Source organism: Cardinium endosymbiont of Oedothorax gibbosus (assembly GCF_936981045.1).
GTDB lineage: Bacteria > Bacteroidota > Bacteroidia > Cytophagales > Amoebophilaceae > Cardinium.
The window spans coordinates 768,329-788,025 of sequence record NZ_OW441264.1; the positions used below are offsets into that span (position 1 = coordinate 768,329).

At 39.1% G+C, this 19,697-nt stretch carries 9 protein-coding genes; 3 read left to right on the forward strand and 6 right to left on the reverse strand.

Going from position 1 to position 19,697, the window contains the following annotated elements; all coding sequences use genetic code 11:
* Positions 1-254: 254 nt before the first annotated feature.
* Positions 255-2,066, reverse strand: a complete 1,812-nt coding sequence (locus NBW36_RS03575; protein WP_250237832.1) for a tyrosine-protein phosphatase — start codon at positions 2,064-2,066, stop codon at positions 255-257.
* 480 nt (positions 2,067-2,546) lie between these two features.
* Between NBW36_RS03575 and uvrB the strand changes: the two genes are divergently transcribed.
* Both uvrB and NBW36_RS03585 read left to right on the forward strand, forming a co-directional pair.
* Positions 2,547-4,559: an excinuclease ABC subunit UvrB gene (uvrB, locus tag NBW36_RS03580; protein ID WP_250237834.1), complete on the forward strand. Its 2,013-nt coding sequence runs from the start codon at positions 2,547-2,549 to the stop codon at positions 4,557-4,559.
* A gap of 391 nt (positions 4,560-4,950) precedes the next feature.
* The gene (locus tag NBW36_RS03585; protein WP_250237836.1) at positions 4,951-6,882 is read left to right on the forward strand and encodes a hypothetical protein; all 1,932 of its coding nucleotides are present in this window, start codon (positions 4,951-4,953) and stop codon (positions 6,880-6,882) included.
* Positions 6,883-7,512: 630 nt separating this feature from the next.
* Here NBW36_RS03585 and rpoN read toward each other — a convergent pair.
* Positions 7,513-8,922, reverse strand: a complete 1,410-nt coding sequence (gene rpoN, locus NBW36_RS03590; protein ID WP_250237838.1) for an RNA polymerase factor sigma-54 — start codon at positions 8,920-8,922, stop codon at positions 7,513-7,515.
* Positions 8,923-9,036: 114 nt separating this feature from the next.
* Between rpoN and asnS the strand changes: the two genes are divergently transcribed.
* On the forward strand, positions 9,037-10,452 hold the full coding sequence (gene asnS, locus NBW36_RS03595) for an asparagine--tRNA ligase (RefSeq protein ID WP_250237840.1): 1,416 nt from the start codon (positions 9,037-9,039) through the stop codon (positions 10,450-10,452).
* Between the two features lie 122 nt (positions 10,453-10,574).
* Here the strand turns inward: asnS and NBW36_RS03600 are convergent, their stop codons facing one another.
* The 4 genes from NBW36_RS03600 to rplL form a co-directional block, all read right to left on the reverse strand.
* Positions 10,575-10,877, reverse strand: coding sequence for a transposase (locus tag NBW36_RS03600; RefSeq protein WP_250237842.1), 303 nt, complete (start codon positions 10,875-10,877; stop codon positions 10,575-10,577).
* A gap of 24 nt (positions 10,878-10,901) precedes the next feature.
* A complete protein-coding gene (gene rpoC, locus NBW36_RS03605; protein WP_250237844.1) occupies positions 10,902-15,197 on the reverse strand; it encodes a DNA-directed RNA polymerase subunit beta' in 4,296 nt (1,431 codons plus the stop codon).
* 51 nt (positions 15,198-15,248) lie between these two features.
* On the reverse strand, positions 15,249-19,088 hold the full coding sequence (gene rpoB, locus NBW36_RS03610; protein WP_250239131.1) for a DNA-directed RNA polymerase subunit beta: 3,840 nt from the start codon (positions 19,086-19,088) through the stop codon (positions 15,249-15,251).
* A gap of 208 nt (positions 19,089-19,296) precedes the next feature.
* Positions 19,297-19,674 carry a 50S ribosomal protein L7/L12 gene (gene rplL / locus NBW36_RS03615; RefSeq protein ID WP_250237846.1) on the reverse strand — a complete coding sequence of 126 codons (378 nt, stop codon included), beginning with the start codon at positions 19,672-19,674 and terminating at the stop codon, positions 19,297-19,299.
* Positions 19,675-19,697 lie beyond the last annotated feature (23 nt).

Here is a 19,697-nt window from a genome sequence, read left to right on the forward strand (position 1 = left end):
GTTTTTATATCTAATTTTATAAATATAATATATATAATAAACTGATTATCAGAATTATTTGTTATTAAACTACCTATTTAACTGTCTATAAAACAAATTTTATAAATTTTTATTAATATTGATTATCAAATGAAAAAATAATCTAATCCCAAACTCACGTTAATATATTGATTTTCAGCATATAAAATAATATATCCCGGATGTATCTTTTAATACTTTTAACATATGCGGGGTTTTATCAAGCATGGATGCTATTAATTTAAATCAATTGCGGTTGACCGTGCTGCTTTAGGAAATAGTTGTTGAGTAAAATTAGAAGTTATTGTATTCACTCTCACAGGTTTCATACCAAATCTACCCGGCATGCCTCCATTTACCGAAGCCAAAAATTGATAATGTCCAGTCTGTACTAGTTGCCTACTGATTTCGATGTCCTTATCTTCAGCCAACGATGAATGGTTCATCCCAATAATATTTTTATCCCCCCAACTACTCGTGCAACCGGTTCTGTCCTTGCCACTTTTACAAAAAAATAAAACAGGAGCGGTGGATGTAGCTTGGCCTAATACTGCCTTACATGCAATATAATTTGAGGCAATATCGGCATAGTAATTATTGGTAACTGCGTCCACATTATGGATTCTTGTATTTTTTATATCAGAGTTTTCAGCAGGCTCTTTTAATTGTTCTAATCTATTAAAATAGTCTTGATCTTTTGGATCTTTAATCTGTTCTATTTGCTTTTTTCTATCCATTTTGGTACCCTTTATAAAAGCATCACATAGGTTTGGATACCTTTTTTGATAAAAATTTGTGCTTTCCTGTACCAACTTATTGACTTGATTCTTAAATATAGGTCTTGTCAAGGTACCGATATGATTGATGGGTAAATAGATAAATCGCTTAGCACCTACTATACGCTTGACCGGTTCTACAATATGCTTTTCTCCGAAATTGCCCAAAAATGGTACAATAAAATCTGTATTATGATTTAAAGACATTACCTCTATACCTTGATCTTGGGCATGTTGCAGAATTTGGTTCCAATTTTCTTGGGTGATTTGCTGGCTAATCGTTGGATCTTTGTCTTGAATCAGCGAAACCAATGCACCACTATGATAGTAACGGCCTAATACAGTTGGGTTGTTATTTTGATCATAAGCCAGAATCCTTTTCTGATAGGCATTTCTACACCCTGGAAGATTTCGGATTTGGGTTGGAATATAGTGGTTGCCATCTAAAAATTTATTGAGATAGGCATCAATGAGCTTTTGTTCAAATGGGTCTAAACGCTTGTACCATTTCTGTGATTTCCTATTTAGATATGCCTGTTTCTGTCTTTCTGTTAGAGTTAACCACTTTTTATCTTCTAATCCAAATTTTTTGCCTTCTATCGTGAAGGTAGTAGTAACGTTATAATGTGTATCATCTAATCCAACATAGTTTTCTGCTAATCTTAATTTTTTGTTTATGGCATCCATATCTTGATTGGGGAAAACTATTTTATGTAGCTTTGATACTACCTTTGTATTTTCATTTTTTATCTTTTGTATCCAGAATTCTTCTGATTTTTCTACTTCATTACCATAGTAATCCATAAACCTATTGGCCATGCTTGCAAATAAAGCGCCATTTTTTCCATATACATCAGATGTTCTTTTTGCAGCACGATATATATTCAGTATTTGAACGGCATAGTCTTCTGCAGCGTATAGGCTATCCTTACCATCCGCTACCTCTCGTATCAATCTATCCCCTGATACATCCCATCTAATACCTCTTTTTAGATCAGCTATTCTACGCAGTCCGTGAATCAAAACTGCAAAGTCTACATTGTTTGCTTCATGACCAGGTAATGCTGTTTTAAGGCTATTATCAGAATCAGAATAATAACCCTCATCGTCATCATCTTCTTGTTCTTGATGGCTTAATGCCAACTCCTTATCAGCCATTTGGGGAGATACAGCCATTAGATGAGATTTGTTATTTGTTTTATTGCTGCACCCAAATGCTTGTAAAAACAGCGTTAGAGCGCATAGAATAATAGCTTGTTTAGCGTAGGGCATTTTTATATTAAAATTATATTATGAAAGAGATGTGCATGCGTGCCGCAAATATGAACAGATGTATGTCTAGTACAATATTGATTTCAAATCAATAAAACAAATTTATAGTGCAACATTTTTTATTCATAAGAACGTGAGTTCGGGATTTATTTGAGTGATTTACAACAATTTAATATCAATTATTTAGTTAATATTTGCACCTATTTAACAAGTTTTTATATCTAATTTTATAAATATAATATATATAATAAACTGATTATCAGAATTATTTGTTATTCAACTACCTATTTAACTGTCTATAAAACAAATTTTATAAATTTTTATTAATATTGATTATCAAATGAAAAAATAATCTAATCCCGAACTTACGTATAAGAGTATAGGATTTGTGTATGATGCTTTTCTTTCGTATTATGGGCCGACCAATCCTACCCTTTCTATGGTTCGATCTTTAACCGCACCATTTTGCTTAATTTTGCTATGTCATTTAAAATTGTATCACCTTATCAACCTGCAGGCGATCAGCCAAAGGCTATTGTAGAACTTGTAACGCACATCAACCGTGAGGTATCTAGCCAAGTACTGATGGGCGTTACGGGATCTGGTAAAACCTTTACGATAGCTAATACCATCAAGGCGTTAAATAGGCCTACGCTAGTGATTAGCCACAACAAAACATTAGCGGCACAATTATATAGTGAGCTACGTTCCTTTTTTCCCAACAATTTGGTTGAATATTTTGTATCCTATTACGATTACTATCAACCAGAAGTCTACTTACCAGCTAGCGACATCTATATAGAAAAGGAATTGGCCATTAATGATGAATTGGAGCGGCTGCGCCTTAGTACCGTTTCCGCTTTATTAAGCGACCGAAGAGATGTTATTGTAGTAGCCTCTGTCTCCTGTATTTATGGGCTTAGTAAGCCAGAATCCTTCAAGCGCAATAGCTATTTATTTAGAGTAGGCTCCCAATTATCACGCAACGATCTTTTAAAGTGCTTTGTAGCGATGCTCTACAGCCGAGATGATGACACCTTTACACGGGGCCGTTTCCGTGTAATGGGGGATACCATTGACCTATTTGTTGCTTATGGCGATTATGCCTATCGCTTTATCTTTTGGGGAGATGAACTGGAAGCCATCCATATCATAGATCCAGCCTCTGGCAGAAAGACAAAAGAGCTGCAAGAAGCATTTGTTTTTCCGGCTAATCTTTTTGTGACGGGTAAAGATATATTGGATAATGTTATAAAAAACATTCAAGAAGATCTTCATATACAGTCAAACCATTTTAATGAAATTGGTAAGTTTGAAGAAGCCAAACGGCTACAAGAAAGAACGGAGCTAGATTTAGAAATGCTGCGCGAATTAGGTTATTGTACAGGTATTGAAAACTACGCACGCTATATAGATGGCAGGTCGGTTGGAGAACGGCCTTTTTGTTTGCTAGACTATTTCCCTGATGATTACCTGATGATTATTGACGAAAGCCATGTTACCATTCCCCAATTCAGGGCTATGTCAGGAGGGGATAGAGCTAGAAAAATAAATCTAGTAGCGCATGGTTTTAGGCTGCCCTCTGCTATGGATAATCGTCCATTAAGTTTTAGCGAATTTGAACAACTGATCCACCAAGTTATTTTTGTAAGTGCAACGCCTGCCGATTATGAACTAACAAGATCTAGTGGCATCGTTATAGAGCAGATCATACGCCCAACCGGGTTACTAGATCCGCAAATAGAAGTCCGACCTACGTTGCATCAAATGTATGATATTTTAGAAGAGATCCATCAAGCAGTCAAAAAAGGGGAACGGGTATTCATTACCACGCTCACCAAACGCATGGCAGAAGAACTTACCGATTATTTAGTCCATGCAAACATTCGCTGCAGGTATATCCATTCTGCAATCAAAACGTTAGATCGTGTTACCATATTGAATGGGCTACGCAATGGTGCCTTTGATGTACTAGTGGGTGTAAACTTACTACGAGAAGGATTAGATGTACCACAAGTCTCTTTAATGATTATTTTAGATGCAGACAAAGAAGGGTTTTTAAGAAATACCCGCTCTCTTATTCAAACCATAGGTAGAGTAGCACGCCATGCACAAGGGCGTGTGATTATGTATGCAGATAGAGTTACTGCTTCCATGGAGCAAGCCATTGGCGAAACGCAGCGTAGACGTGCTTTACAAATGGATTATAATAGGCAACATCACATTACCCCTAGCCCCATACCCCAAAAACAAACCACTATGGACTTAGAGGATGAAATGGTGCGTCCGTTTGCACAACTCGTTACAGACGATAGAGATTTTCCTACAGTCGTTTCCGATCGTACTCTTCCTTATGGCAAGCAAGCAACCATACAAACGCGTATTAAAACACTGGAAGATCAAATGTACCAAGCTGCAGAAGCGCTACAATTTTTGGAAGCAGACCGACTAAAAGAAGCCATAGAAAACTTAAAGAAACAGCACAAAGCTTAATACAATTTTTTTGTTTTTTAATTTTTTTTCAGTACCATCCCTTATGAGCCTGTAGCAACAGACTCCCGGGTGCAAGAGGAGGTGGAGTAGGTGTTACCTCCTGGGATCTATTTCATTATCTGGAGTTTTCTATAGAAAAGGTCTATAGAAGCGCATATCAACGGCTAGCATGGGTATATCCCCATCATTGATGGGGGTTATGTTACATGCCATATGCTCTTTTAATGGCTTACATCAGCCATTAGAGGGAGCTATATTTTCAGTTATGGAATAGGATGCTCCATATGAGCGCTATAGTTCCGCTTGCAAAACATCTCAAACAACAGATAAAAAACAAAAAACAACTATGGCTTATGAATTTAATACATTTAAATCTATTACGAAAGGGTTAATGCGCCCAAATATAATTTTTCCAGCAGCTTGTATTTTACTTGGTGCAGACATGTGTGGTATATCTCATGCTACTACAGCAGGGAAAAGATCAATAGGCGAGTCCCTAGTATCAACGCAAGCGAAAGGTCCAGACGAATCTAAAAGTGATACACTAGGCGTTACGTCTCTATCGGGTAGGGGGGCGATGTTCAATCTAGGTGGTGATCCATATGGTGTTTTCGTATCTACAACCAAAGAGGCATTTATTATTAAGCTTCCTTCAGCAGACGGATGGATGCAACTCGTTGAACCACCTCAGCAAGACGGCCAAGGTAGGCAAATAGATATATCACGTGTTCGCTATAATGCTGTCCCAGATCCGTGTATTATAAAAGTTGATGATTCAGTACTTGAGCAATTCACCCAGAAATCTAGCAGCAACGAGAACATATCTTGGCGTGATATAGAATTTTACTATAAAAAGGCTATTGGCGATAGTCCTATCTTCACAAAAGATGGCATCAGATCCTCTACGGAATTTACTATTAGTAGTGTAAACCACTTAACCAGTAACAGACTATCGATTAGCGGTAGCGTAGCTTCCACTACCTTTAAAGAGCTTGAAAAAGTAGGTTTTGTGTTGGTTAAAAAGGATACCAGTGGTCTAATACATTTGGTAAAAAATATACTAGAAGGGGGTACTGAATGGAGCACTAAAGCAAAAGTAACAGCGGATTATATAACTTGTCCTGCTGCATTGGATGGCGATGTATTACAATTTGATTCAAGTGATGTAGCGTTGCCATTACAAGATGTACGGTTAGAAGATTACGCTATTTACTGTTACCTTAAAGATGGGGAATATAGCCGGTTGATACAATTAGAAAATATAAAATCTTTGGTAGAAGAGTCCCCTGAAAAGCGGTACTGTTGGAATCAAGTAGTGCGGGCTCCTAAAAATGGCACTGCTGCAATACCACGAACACAGCCAGATAGATCTGGAGATACAAATGATGGGCAGTCAAATATAAATGGTGTACACGTCAATGGTGCACAGACTGATCCAATAACCAATAGTTCGGCAGAGCAATCTACGCCAGATGCAAACCATACTATTAATAATAATACTAGTATTGCTACTAATAATACACAAACTTCACCTATGCAGATTACAGAAAACGCTGAACTGGTTCCACCGACGCCAACTGTAATATCACCACAGAAGCCAACCGATTCAGTGGTTTCAGAATCTAGTCCAAATAAGCAGGAGGCACAAGCTACGCATGAGCATCCTGATAATTGGCCACCACCTCCATCTCCCGATGCGTTGATGCACCTAAGTCAAGATGCTTCATCCGCACAAAATACAACCAGTATAAATACATGCGCTGCACCGCCACTGCCTCCAATAAATGGTCCGCTAGAGCCATCTAAGACTGTACATACTTCATCTAGACAGGTTATTTCCTCCCAAAATAGTGAGAATGTACAGAATCGGCAACCTGCTTCTAATGGTTCTGAAAATGGATCAATTCCACCGCCACCGCCAATTCCAAGTGGAAGTGGATCTGTTCCACCACCACCGCCGCTACCGCTAATGTCTAAATCTTGTTCGAATATAAATGGTTCAAACGAAGGTAATGGTCATTTTCTGGACCAGACTAGACAAGGTAAGAACCTAAAGAAGTGTGAACCAGATCCTAAACCAGGAAATCCTCATGATGCGTTAATGGCTGATATTAGAGAGGGTAATAAAAAAGTGGATTATAATGAGAGGACTATAGAAGAACGGATAGCTGCTAATAAAACGCAACCTAAAGATCAAGGAGATATCGCACAAGCTATCCTAAAGTCGTCTAGGTTTCAAGCAATGGTTAGAGCCAACCAGACAAATAGTAATGATGACGATGATGATAATGATGATGATAACGCTGATCAATGGGAAGGATAATACAATACGCCATTTGAAGTAGGTTCCTAACTTACTTTACCACCTAGTGGTAAGGTGCAAGTATTCCAGTATTACATTGCCGCCTGCCACTAGGTTTAGTTGCTTTCCTGCTTGTAGGTCAATGCCATACTATCCATTCAGGTTTCTGCCACACGAAACAAAAAACCGCCCCTGTGTAAAAAGTTGCTCAACTTTTTACACAGGGGCGGTTTTTTGGATACTTTTTGATCCAGAAAAAAGTAGCATATAACGTGAGTTCTGGATTTATTTGACTGATTTACAACAATTTAATATCAATTATTTAGTTAATATTTGCACCTATTTAACAAGTTTTTATATCTAATTCTATAAATATAATATATATAATAAACTGATTATCAGAATTATTTGTTATTAAACTACCTATTTAACTGTCTATAAAACAAATTTTATAAATTTTTATTAATATTGATTATCAAATGAAAAAATAATCTAATCCCGAATTCACGTATATAATAAACTGATTACCGGAATTATTTGTTATTCAACTACCTATTTAACTGTCTAATAAAACAAATTTTATAAATTTTCATTGATATTGATTATCAAATGAAAAAATAATCTAATCGCGAACTCACGTATATACAATCCTTATGCCAATACCTTCCGCAACCTAGCAACCGGCAGATGCAACTGCTTTCTATACTTGGTTACGGTACGACGTGCCACATGATACCCTTCGGCCATCAATAAGTCTACCATACGCTCATCCGAATAAGGATTTTGTTTGTCCTCGCTGTCAATCAATTCTAAAATTCTATTTTTAACCACTTTATTACTGATATCTGCTCCAGTAGCGGTACGGACGCCTTCAGAAAAGAAAAATTTAAGCGGATACACACCAAACTTTCCTTGTACTGATTTTTGATTGACAATTCTTGAAATGGTAGAAGCATCCATACCAACCTTATCGGCTACATGTTGCAAAACCATTGGCTTTAATCTATCTGTTTCTTCTCCTTCTACAAAGAAAGTATATTGTAATTGTAAAATTGCTTCCATGGTCTTTAAAAGGGTTTGGCTCCTTTGACTAAGCGCCTCCATAAACCATTTGGCATGCTCCAGCTTTTTTTTCAAAAAGGAAACCATCTCCTGACTTTCTAGATCTTGTCTGGGCTTTTGTTCATACGCTTCCAACATGGTAAGATATTTTTTATTAAAGCGTAGTCTATGCACTGGATAGTGGACCAGCTCAGCGGTAAGCTTGCCTTGATGTTCGACGATTATAAAGTCGGGCGTAAGGTAATCATTAGTATCATCAATGCCATGATTATGCCGCCCTGGTCTGGGATTCAACCGGGCAATATAGGCCAAGGCATTTTTCAAAAGATGTCTATCTGTAAGTCCTAATTTTTTAACCATTGTCTCATAGTGCTTCTTCGTAAAGGCTTCAAAACAACTACTTATCACACGTTGTGCCAACCGAATGATCGGATCTTTCTGATCTTGTTCCCGCAGTTGTATCAACAAACATTCCTGTAGGTTTCTAGCTGCAATACCAGGTGGATCTAAACGCTGAATGGCGGTTAATACTTCCTCTACTTCTTGTAGAGAAAGTTCTAAATAATGCATTACATGGAGATCTTGTACCACAACTTCTAGGTCACATTGCAGGTAACCATCTTGGTCTAAACTACCGATCAGATGTTCGCCTATGATATACCCTACTTTGCTTAAATGGAGCAAGTAGAGCTGTTCCTTTAACTTTTCTTGAAGCGAAACAATAGCTGGGGTCCAAAGGTCACGAGAGGGTTGTGTTTTGTATATTTTTTTATTTAGCTCCGTTGAACGACAATCAGAAAAATCCTGAACGAATGGTTCTGTAGCACCTTCTTCTTTATTTTCTACCTCTTTTCTTTCATCTAGCAAAGGATTAGCGGTGACCTCTTGTGAGATATAGTCATTGAGTGCTACAGTAGGCACTTGTAGCAGCTTAATAAATTGAATTTGTTGCCCAGATAATCTCTGAGCCAACTTTTGTTCTAATTGTAACTTCTGCATCTTAGCATTCAGTTGGATTAAATAAAAACTATTTATAGATTAGGTCTTGCTAAGCACACTATATAGGTACTAAAACCCAAACAAATATTAATTTCTCATCTAAAAAAGAATACATTGCATACCAAAATTAAAGAACTTTTACAATTTGGCACAGTTGACGCAAAAGTTGAAATAAAAGGTTGGATCCGCACCAAACGCATCAATAAGCAGGTTGTATTTCTTACGATCAATGATGGCTCTTGTCAGCAAAACTTACAGGTGGTGATGACACCATCTGAACTACCCAAAACACTACTCAATCAACTGATTACAGGTGCTAGTGTTGCCGTATCTGGAAGTTTAGTCGCTTCAAAAGGTACCAAACAATCGGTAGAAGTACATGGTCATCACTTGACCCTACTAGGCAATGCCCCAGACTACCCATTGCAACCCAAAGCCCATTCATTGGAATGCCTACGTACATGGGTACATCTTCGCTTTCGTACCAACACTTTTGGTGCAGTGTTTCGCATCAGGCATGCTATTAGTTATGCCATTCACCATTTTTTTCACGAACGTGGTTTCTTTTACCTCCATACGCCTATTATTACTGCAGCAGATGCAGAGGGTTCAGGAGCATTATTTCGTGTCACAAGCCTAGATGCGCCACCTACCCATCCAGATGGTAACGTGGATCCTAGAGAGGATTTTTTCAATCAACCTACCCACTTAACCGTTTCTGGACAGCTTGCTGCAGAAGCAGCTGCTATGGGACTAGGGGCGGTCTATACTTTTGGGCCTACTTTTAGAGCAGAAAATTCTAATACATCCAGACACCTAGCAGAATTCTGGATGGTTGAACCAGAGGTAGCCTTTAATAATCTGGATGATACCATTGTGCTTGCAGAAGCGTTGTTAAAATTCCTATTGGACTATGTACTTAAAAACTGCCCAGCAGAACTTGACTTTTTAAACCAACGCTTGCTGAACGATAGAAATGAACAAGATTCAACTGAACCCATGCCTTTATTGGAACGGTTACCATTCGTATTAGCACACCCTTTTGCCCGTATTACCTACACAGAAGCCCTTGCTATTTTAATGGATGCCGAACCAAACAAGAAGGGCAAATTTGTCTATCCTATTACGGGTTGGGGCATGGATCTGCAATCGGAACATGAACGTTATTTGGTAGAGCATCATTTTAAAAGACCGGTAGTCGTAACGGATTATCCAAAAGAGATCAAAGCATTTTATATGCGTCAAAATAATGATGGCCAAACGGTAGCGGCTATGGATGTGCTTTTCCCTGGCATAGGAGAAATTATTGGCGGATCTCAAAGGGAAGAACGCATGGATTATTTGAAAGCAGTGGTGCAACGTACCTATATACAAAATTTAAACTGGTATCTGGATACCAGACGCTTTGGTACCATACCCCATAGCGGGTTTGGGTTAGGGCTGGACCGATTTGTATTGTTTGTAACAGGCATGGAAAACATACGTGACGTCATCCCATTTCCACGTACACCAGGCCATGTGCCCTGTTAGCAGGATGGGGTTTCGCATCTATTCAACCCATATCCCCAACTCAAGGAAAATCTATTTTTAGGTATCTATTCAGCAGTATGCCATGTCTATAAAAAAAATAAAACCGTCCCTGTATCTGTCGTTCAACGTTGTGCATTAGGATGTAATCCACTACTTTCTAAAACCTTCCTGCTGCTAGAAGGGGTTCGCTTGAGTAGACTGGCCTTAGGGCTGGTGCATATCCAGCACCACCCTAACTCACCACTATTATAGTGGCTTGTTTTATCTATATGTAGCACTTTGCTTTGCTCGATTGTTGCTTCTATAGCTTGGTAAGCTTCTTGACATTTTGCAGCTACTCTAGCCTGGCTATTCGAGATGCTACGAAGAAGGGGACTTAAACAAATGCTTATTGGTAAATCCTTGATTTGTTTGATAATGCGCATAGCCGAACCCTTCTCGCTGCGCAATTATCCTCCTGTTGCACTAGCTTTAGCAGAGGCTAAAGCATCGTACTCTTTTTTAGAATTTACAACCAATTTTTCATAACATCGCATACCCGTTCCAGCAGGAATTAAATGACCTACAATAATGTTCTCTTTCAAGCCTTTTAGCTTATCATACTTAGCACTAACAGCTGCATCACTCAATACTTTAGCAGTTTCTTGGAAAGAAGCTGCCGATAAGAAGCTTTCCGTAGCCAAGGAGATTTGTGTAATACCTTGCAGTTTCGGCTGAGCAATCGCTAATTCTACTGGCCTGGCTTCGACAGAAACCAACCCCTGCTCCTTCAGTTTATCATTCTCTTGTAGCAACCTGCTAGAGGAAACAAATTGCCCCTGTTTAAACAATTTAGAATCTCCAGGTGTTAGCACAATAGACTGATCACGAATTTTATCATTCTCTTCAAAAAATTTAACTTTATCAACAATTTGCCCATGCAACATGGTTGTATCGCCTGGATCTATGACCTCTACTTTACGCATCATCTGCTTAATGATGGTTTCAATATGTTTATTATTGATTTTCTCACCTTGTAAACGGTATACGTTTTGCAACTCATTCATGATGTATTCCTGTGCAACCAGTGGACCTTTTGTAACCAAAAGGTCAGCAGCAGCTACTGCACCATCCGTGATCACCTCCCCTACTTTAACATAGTCGTTGTCTTGAACCAAAATATGTTTAGATAATGGGATCATATACTTGACCTGTATGCCTTCTTTAGATTGAATAAAAATTTCTCTATTGCCTCTTTTAATGCCACCATAAGTTACCACACCACTTAACTCACTAATAAAAGCAGTATTAGCAGGCTTTCTAGCCTCAAAAAGCTCGACTACACGAGGCAAACCACCCGTAATATCTCGAGATTGATTAATGATACGAGGGACCCTAGCCAATACTTCACCTTTATGAACCTTATCACCTACTTCCACTGCCAGTTGTGCTTTAACAGGAAGTGTATATGAGGCAATGGTGACACCTGCATCATCACATAAAACAACACTTGGATGTTTGGTCTTATCCCTAGACTCAATCATTACCTTTGCTTTACGCCCTGTTTGTTCATCAAACTCTTCTTGATAGGTAATGCCCTCTTCAAGACCTAGGAAATTCACTACTCCATCCTGAGTAGCCAATAACACAACGTTATAAGGATCCCAATGGTAAAGTTCTTGATCGTAGCTTACGATTTGATTGTTTTTTACCTTAAGGTGGGCACCATATGGCAAATGGGTACTGGTTAATACTTTTCTTGTATCAGGATCTAAAATTTGCAGCTCAGCAGAGCGACTCATGACGACTTTCACTTCCTGGCCATTTGAATCTACATACTCTGTAACCATTAGGTCTTCAAAATTTATAATACCTGCATACTTTGCTTTGACCTTAGCATCAACCGTAACATTAGAGGCAATACCCCCGACATGGAAGGTTCTCATGGTAAGCTGTGTACCAGGTTGCCCAATAGATTGGGCAGCAATTACCCCCACTGCTTCGCCAACGGATACCATATTACCTGTGGACAAGTTTCGACCATAACATTTTACACAAACGCCTTGAGACAAATCACAGGTCAATACAGAACGTACAAACACTTCTTCTAGACCAGCCTTTTCTATGTTAACAGCAATTTGCTCATCAATTCCATGGCCACGCGCAATCAACAAAGCGCCTGTTTGAGGATCCAACACATCATCCACTACTACACGCCCTAGAATACGTTCTGCAAGTGGTTCAACTATTCTATTTTCAACTTGCACAGCAGTTACACTAATACCTTTAAGGGTACCACAATCCTCTTCAACGACGGTTAAGTCTTGTGCTACATCTACTAACCTCCTGGTGAGATACCCTGCATCGGCTGTTTTTAAGGCAGTATCAGCCAATCCCTTCCTAGCACCGTGCGTAGCAATAAAATACTCAATCACATTCAACCCCTCTTGGAAGTTAGAAATAATAGGGTGCTCAATAATTTCTCCTACTGCTCCTTGTGTACTCTTTTGAGGCCTACCAATTAATCCTTTCATACCGCCTAACTGACGCACCTGTTCACGGGAACCCCTTGCACCAGAAATCATCATCATGTAAACGGAATTAAAACCGTTTTGGTCTTGCTCCAACTGTTCCATTAGTTGATTGGTAATACGTGTATTGGTTCTGGTCCACACATCAATAACTTGATTATATCTTTCATTATCAGTTATTAAACCCAACATATAATTACCCCAAATGGACTCCACCTCCTCAGTAGCTTGGGCAATCAATTCATGCTTATTGGCTGGTACCTTCACATCATCCAGCCCAATGGTCATCCCTGCCTTGAATGCTGTATTAAAACCTAAAGCTTTAATATTATCTAAAAACTCAACTGTAACAACTGTACCAAATTTACTGTACATATCTGTTACAATGCGCTGCATGTTTCTAACATTAAGCGTTTCATTAACAAATGCCATGCCAGCTGGACAATATTCATTGAACACTACTCTACCCACCGTTGTCTCTATTAAACGATACTCGACCGTTCCATCTAAATCCGTGGTGGGCACACGCAGCTTGACATAAGCATGTTTAGAAACCTTTTTATGGGCCAATGCAATCAATACTTCTTCAGGCGCATAAAAAGAGATACCCTCTCCTAATACAACATCACCTGGAGTACTACGTTTTCCCTTGGTTAGATAATGCAATCCCAAAATCATATCACGAGATGGAATGGTAATAGGAATACCATTTGAAGGATTCAATACATTGTAAGAGGCCAACATAAGCAATGAAGCTTCGGCAATGGCTTGCTGCCCAAGGGGCACATGAACCGCCATTTGATCCCCATCAAAATCGGCGTTGAAAGCAGTACAAACCAAAGGATGCAATTGAACGGCTTTGCCTTCAATCAACTTAGGCTGAAAGGCTTGTATACCCAATCGGTGGAGGGTTGGCGCTCGGTTAAGCAATACAGGATGACCTTTCAATACATTCTCTAATACATCCCAAATAACAGGATCTTTTTCCTCTATTAACCTTTTGGCAACTTTTACGGTTTCTGCTACGCCACGCTCTATAAGCCTACGTATGATAAAGGGCATAAATAGCTCAACTGCCATCTCTTTAGGCAGCCCACACTCATGGAGCCGTAACTCAGGCCCTACCACAATAACAGACCTACCGGAATAGTCCACGCGCTTACCAAGTAAATTCTGCCTAAAACGGCCTTGCTTCCCTTTCAACATATCAGAAAGGGATTTCAATGGCCGAATGCCCTCTGAAGCAACAGAATTGACTTTACGGGAATTATCAAATAAAGAATCTACTGCCTCCTGCAACATACGCATTTCATTACGTATGATGATCTGAGGGGCCTTAATAGCTAATAATCTTTTGAGCCTATTATTTCTAATAATAACCCTTCTATAGAGATCATTCAAATCAGAAGTAGCAAATTTCCCACCGCCCAGTGAAAAAAGAGGACGTAACTCAGGAGGAATAACAGGCAATATACGCATCACCATCCATTCTGGACGATTTTCTACTTTTTTATGTACATCCCTAAACCCTTCTACAATCTTTAGCCTTTTGACAATTTCTAGACGACGTTGTTGAGACGCATCGGTCAATAACTGTTCCCTTAAATAAATTGAAAGCTTTTCTAAGTCAAGCCCTTTTAGAATAGATTCAATAGCTTCTGAACCAATTAGGGCGATAAACTTATTAGGATCTGAGTTACTGAGTAATGGATTATCTGCAGGCAACTGATCTAAAATATCCAGATACTCATCCTCGGATAGCAGATCCATAGCAGCTATACCATCTTCTTTTTTGATACCGGGTTGCATTACTACATAACGCTCATAGTATATAATCTGTTCCACCTTTTTAGTAGGTAGACCAAGTAAATAACTAATTTTACTAGGGAGCACCTTAAAGTACCAAATATGGGTTACCGGAACCACCAACTCGATGTGGCCAACCCGTTGCCTACGTTGCTTTTTTTCTGTAATTTCAACACCGCATCTATCACATACAATGCCTTTATAGCGAATGCCTTTGTACTTGCCACAATGACATTCCCAGTCTTTTACAGGGCCAAATATACGCTCACAAAACAACCCCTTGGTTTCAGGCTTGTGGGTTCTATAATTAATGGTTTCTGGCAGGGTCACTTCTCCTGATGAACGAGATAAAATAACCTCTGGAGAAGAAAGACTGGCAATAATACCAGAAAATTGAGTGGAGTGTGCGTTATTTTTTTTAAACTTCATACGGTTAACTTGCTAAGCGATTTGAGATATGGAATATCAAACGGACCATTATTATACAAGTGTAATTTCAAGACCTAGCCCCCTTAGTTCATGAATCAATACATTGAATGACTCGGATAAATTTGGCTTTGGAATATTATTACCTTTCACAATGGCTTCATAGGCTTTAGACCTACCGACTACATCATCTGATTTGGTATTGAGCATTTCTTGTAAAGTATAGGCAGCGCCATATGCTTCCAATGCCCATACCTCCATTTCACCAAATCTCTGTCCTCCAAATTGGGCTTTACCGCCTAATGGTTGCTGGGTAATCAATGAATAAGGACCTGTAGAACGGGCATGCATTTTATCATCTACCAAATGGGCAAGCTTGAGAAGATATACGACCCCAACTGTAACTTTTTGATCAAATGGCATACCCGTTCCCCCATCATAAACGGTTGTTTTACCAAAAGCAGGCAAGCCAGCTTGATCCAACTCACTGGAGATCTGATCCAGGGTCATACCCTCAAAAATAGGATTGGTATACCGCTTGCCTAATTGATAACCAGCCCATCCTAACACTGCTTCATATAACTGACCTAAGTTCATACGAGAAGGCAATCCAAGTGGACTCAACACGACATCTACTGGCGTTCCATCTGCTAAGAAGGGCATATCCTCTTGAGGAACTATCTTACAAACAATACCTTTATTACCATGTCTTCCAGACATTTTATCACCAACCTTAAGCTTTCTTTTTTCTGCAATATAGACCTTAGCTACTTTTACAACCCCTTTGGGTAGCCCATCACCTGCTTCTAGCGTAAACCTTTCACGTTTAAAACGCACAATAGACTCTGTATACTTTTTAATGTAATTGCCTACAATACGCTGCACCAAATCATTTTTAGATGGATCAGCCGTCCAATTACTCAGCACAAGATCTCCAATTAGATTGGCTTCTGCCGGAACATTGTAAAGGGACTCATCACGGTAAATATTTTTAGAAGGAAAAAGCTTTTCAGCAATGAGTGAAGCTGTCAGGTGTATACCCTCTGCAATAATTTCATCGCCAAACTGATGATAAATACCATTAGTAACCACCCCATCTAAAACAACTGACAACTTTTTAATAGCTATATCACGCAATTTTAGTAAATGTTTGGCATGTGCCTTCTTTAAGAGCTCTAGTTCTTTTTTGATTTTTTCCTTATTTTGCTTATTTCTTTCAGGGCTAGAGAAAATTTTGGTATCGATTACAATACCTTCCATGCCAGATGGGACTCTTAAAGAGGTATTCTTTACATCGCCTGCTTTATCACCAAAAATAGCTTTCAAAAGCCTTGCTTCTGGGGTAACATCTACCTCCCCCTTTGGGGTAACTTTACCAATTAAAATATCACCTTCTTTAACTTCTGTACCTATTTTAACAATTCCATGAAGGTCTAACTTAGCAATCGCTTCTTCACTAACATTAGGAATTTCATTGGTTAACTCTTCTGCACCAAATTTGGTATCCTTTACCTCTAGAATAAATTCTTTGATGTGAATAGAGGTAAACACATCATCCCGCACAATACGTTCAGAAATCACAATACCATCTTCAAAAGTATATCCTTTCCAGGATAAGAAGGCCACTTTTAAATTTTTACCCAGTGCCAGCTCCGCATTTTTAGTAGCATAGCCCTCACCAAGTACTTGACCTTTTTCCACACGACTTCCCTTAGAAACGATTGGCAATAGGTTAATACAAGTACTTCGATTGGTGCCTCTAAACTTATCCATAGAGTAGGTTACAGAAGCATCATCAAATGCAACGAGTGCTTCTTCCGCTGAACGATCATACTGCACAACAATTTTTCTACTATCCACATAAGTCACTAGCCCACTACCCTCTGCAGTAGGTAAGCCCCTAAACTCTTTAGCCACTCTCTTTTCTACACCGGTGCAAACAATGGGCACATCTGGTCGGACCAGAGGAACGGCCTGACGTTGCATGTTAGAACCCATCAAGGCACGACTGGCATCATTATGCTCCAAAAATGGAATCAAAGAAGCAGCAACCGAAGCAATCTGACTACTGGCAACATCCATATAATTGACCCGTTCTGGTTTTACCAGAGGATACTCATCTCCATTTCGGACTTTAATACGGCTATCTAAGATAGCACCATTTGAATCTAACCGTACATTAGCTGGAGCAAAATTAGCATTCTCTTCTTCTGAAGCACTCAGGTAATAAATCACACCACTTAGATCAACCTTACCATCCTCTACCCGCCTATAAGGCGTTTCAATAAACCCCATGCTATTTACACGCGCATACATACAGAGCGAAGAAATCAAACCAATGTTCATGCCCTCCGGTGTCTCAATGGTACACAACCTGCCATAGTGGGAGTAGTGCACATCACGAACCTCAAAACCAGCACGATCTCTAGAAAGTCCACCAGGCCCTAGTGCAGATACACGACGTTTATGGGTAATTTCTGCCAGTGGGTTCACTTGATCAATCAATTGAGAAAGTGGATTGATCCCAAAAAAAGAATTGATAACAGAAGAAAGTGTACGTGCATTAATGAGATCTGCAGGCTTAAATAACTCATTATCTCTAATGTTAATGCGTTCACGAATGGTTCTAGCCAAACGAGAAAGTCCTACACCAAATTGGGTATAGAGCTGCTCTCCAACAGAACGAACCCGGCGATTGCTTAAGTGATCAATATCATCTACTTCTGCTTTACCATTGACCACTTTGATGAGATAATGAATAATTTGTACAATATCTTCTTGTGTCAATACAGCAGTCTTTACCGGGATGTCTAGATTTAATTTTTTATTGATCCTATAACGACCTACCTCACCCAGGGTATACCGCTTACTGCTAAAAAAAAGGCTTTCTACCGTTTCACGAGCCGCCTGCTCGTCAGGGGCCTCCGCATTACGCAACTGGCGATAAATTTGTTCTATTGCCTCCTTGGTATCATTGGTATTATCCTTTCCAAAGGAATTATAGACAAGGTGGTAGTCCATATAAGCTGTTTCTGATTTATGCAAAATAATAGAAGAGACCTCAGAAAATAGGATCACCTCTATAGCCGCTTCATCCAATACAGTGTTACGCTCTACAAGGACTTCATGGCTGGTGCGTACATACTCTTCACCGGTTTCTTCATCTACATAACGTTCCGCACAGCTTTTTAAAACCCGAGCAGCTAATTTACGGCCTATATGCTTTTCCAGCACAGCTCTACTTGCTTCTACCTCATCTGCAAGACCAAATATATCTAAGATATCCTTATCACTACTATACCCAATGGCACGCAACATAGTGGTAATTGGAATTTTCTTTTTCCTATCTAGGTAGATATACATCACCGAATTGATATCAACCGAAAATTCAATCCAAACACCTTTAGCAGGAACCACCTTAGCAGTGTAAACACTTGACCCACTAATGTGTCTATTCTGAAAAAAGAAAATGCCGGAAGATTTATGCACCTGAGAAACGACCACACGCTCCACACCACTCAAAATAAAGGAACCCTGATCAGTCATATAGGGTACATTACCCAAAAAAACCTCTTGCTCAACTCCTTCATACTTTCCAGTATACTCATCATTTTGTAACAAGCGTAACTTTGCTTTCAAAGGAACATCATAGGTCAACCCGCGTTCAATACACTCCCGAGGAGTATATTGGGGAAGTTCTAAATTGTAATCAATAAACTCCAGAATATAGTTTCGCTTAGAATCTTCAATAGGAAAATGCTCCATAAAAACTTTATAGAGCCCTTCATTGATTCTACTTTCTGGACTAACACCCAGTTGAAAAAAGTCTCTAAAAGACTTTAATTGGATTTCAAGCAAATCAGTATAGTTTGCAGCGGCATCAGAAGAAGGCATATGGCAATTTTGTTTACTAGATTGTTTTTTCTTCACAAAGGTGCTACAAGCTTATAATTTATAGGAAGTAAAAAAAGGATATACCCTAAGCTACATTAACATAAAATAGACCAAACGCTAAAGGAAGCAACATATGCAAATAAGTAAGCCCAGAGCTAAATAGGCACCCTTGCACGCCCTAAAAATTATATTATAATAGGATAGCTGACTACTTTAACTCAACCTCTGCACCCGCTTCTTCTAATTTTCTTTTGATGGATTCTGCTTCTTCTTTAGGAAGGCTTTCTTTCATAGTACCTGGCAGACCATCCACAAACTCCTTGGCTTCTTTCAGACTCAATTCGGTTATTTCTTTTACCAGTTTTACCACTGCCAGCTTAGAAGCACCTCCTGATTTTAGCACCACATCAAATGTTGTTTTTTCTGGCGCTGCTACAACCGGAACAGCAGGACCAGCTGCCACCATGATAGGAGCTGAAGCAGCAGGCTCAATACCATAGTCATTTTTCAAAATATCAGATAGCTCATTTGCCTGCTTAACCGTTAAATTAACAAGCTGTTCAGCTAAAACTTTTAACTCGGCCATAATTTATAAACGTTTATAAAATT